Source organism: Haloarcula sp. JP-Z28 (assembly GCF_011440255.1).
Taxonomy (GTDB): domain Archaea; phylum Halobacteriota; class Halobacteria; order Halobacteriales; family Haloarculaceae; genus Haloarcula; species Haloarcula marismortui.
This window is the reverse complement of sequence record NZ_JAAOHT010000156.1, coordinates 1-1,415: the sequence shown is the minus strand read 5'-3', so window position 1 is coordinate 1,415 and position 1,415 is coordinate 1. Positions and strand designations below refer to the sequence as shown.

Here is a 1,415-nt window from a genome sequence, read left to right as displayed (position 1 = left end):
ACAAGCTACCACAGTATCTCAGAGCGTTTCAGCTACGTCGAGAGCTGTTTCGGAAACCAGGCCGAGCTGCTCTCAAACACGCTGTTCGAGCGACGCTGTGAAATCAACAATGTGCTACGCATGAGCGAGCCATATTTTTCTCCGGTTATTCAGTGTATTCTTGTATGGTTGCAGTCACCGTGTGGAACGAAAATCAGCATGAACGGGCGACAGGCCCGGCCAATGCGATGTACCCCGACGGGATCCACACGACGTTGGCTGAGACGCTTACTTCGTACGGCCACACCGTTCAGACAGCGACACTCGATGACCCAGCCCACGGACTGACCGAGACGGTGCTCGCCGAAACTGATGTGTTACTGTGGTGGAGCGATATCGCCCACGATGTTGTTAGCGATGCGACTGCGAACCGCGTCGAGCAGGCCGTCCGTGACGGGATGGGGTTCATCCCGCTCCATTCCAGTCACGAGTCGAAGCCGTTCGAGGCACTCATGGGGGGGACTGGCACCCTGCGCCGGCGCGAGGAGGGCGAGCGTGAGCACGTCTGGGTCGTCGAAGCGAGCGATCCTATTACCGATGGACTACCCGAGGAGTTCGAACTCGAACGTGCCGAGATCTACGGAAAGGGGTTCGACCTGCCGACACCGGACACGCTGGTGACTGTAAGTTGGTGTGACGACGGCACGGTGTTTCCCAGCGGGTGTTGTTACTACCGTGATGCAGGAAGAATCTTCTACTTTCAGCCCGGCCACGAGACGTTTCCAGTGTACCACCGGCCGGTCGTCCAGAAGCTCTTGCACAACGCCGTTACGTGGGCCGCGCCGAATGAGCCCGACCGCCCCTGCGCCGGACAGTCCTGACAAGCAGCACAATTGTTATGCTAGCCATTGGCCCCCGGATGACCCGTCTCCTATTCAATTGACTGGCTGGAAACGGCGGCCTGAATCCGCACGTAGGTGATTAGGAGGGGGTTTCAGGAACGGTAGGAACTGTTTGCGCTCAGGAGGGGGGAGCGAAGGTGACTGCAAACTTAGGGGACTGGGTCACAACCGCGAGCCAGCATGCGAGGACAACAGCAAAGCCGTGGACCGATTCCAAAGGGTTTGTATCTAATGACTCCGGAGAGTGGCCTATGACAGAGAACGTGGTCGTGCTCGGTGCGGGGTACGCTGGCGCGGGGGCAATAAAGAGTTTAGAGGACGAGCTAGATGGTGAGACGGACGTCGATGTCACGTGGGTTTCTGAGACGGACTATCATCTGGTTTTACACGAGTCACACCGCTGCATTCGGGACCCGAGCGTGCAGGAGAACATCGCCATCCCTGTCCACGAAATCAAGCAGCCGTCGACGTCATTTATTCAGGACGAGGTCGTCGGCATCGACACCGACGCCCAAGAAGTGGCCCTCGCCGACT

At 58.2% G+C, this 1,415-nt stretch carries 1 protein-coding gene and 2 pseudogenes; all 3 read left to right on the top strand.

Annotated elements, in window-relative coordinates:
• Window positions 1–101: pseudogene (locus G9463_RS23650) on the top strand (IS1595 family transposase); the annotation flags it as partial.
• Window positions 102–164: 63 nt separating this feature from the next.
• A complete protein-coding gene (locus G9463_RS23645) occupies window positions 165–860 on the top strand; it encodes a ThuA domain-containing protein (RefSeq protein WP_165897998.1) in 696 nt (231 codons plus the stop codon).
• Between the two features lie 272 nt (window positions 861–1,132).
• Window positions 1,133–1,415 (top strand): annotated as a pseudogene (locus G9463_RS23640) (NAD(P)/FAD-dependent oxidoreductase); the annotation flags it as partial.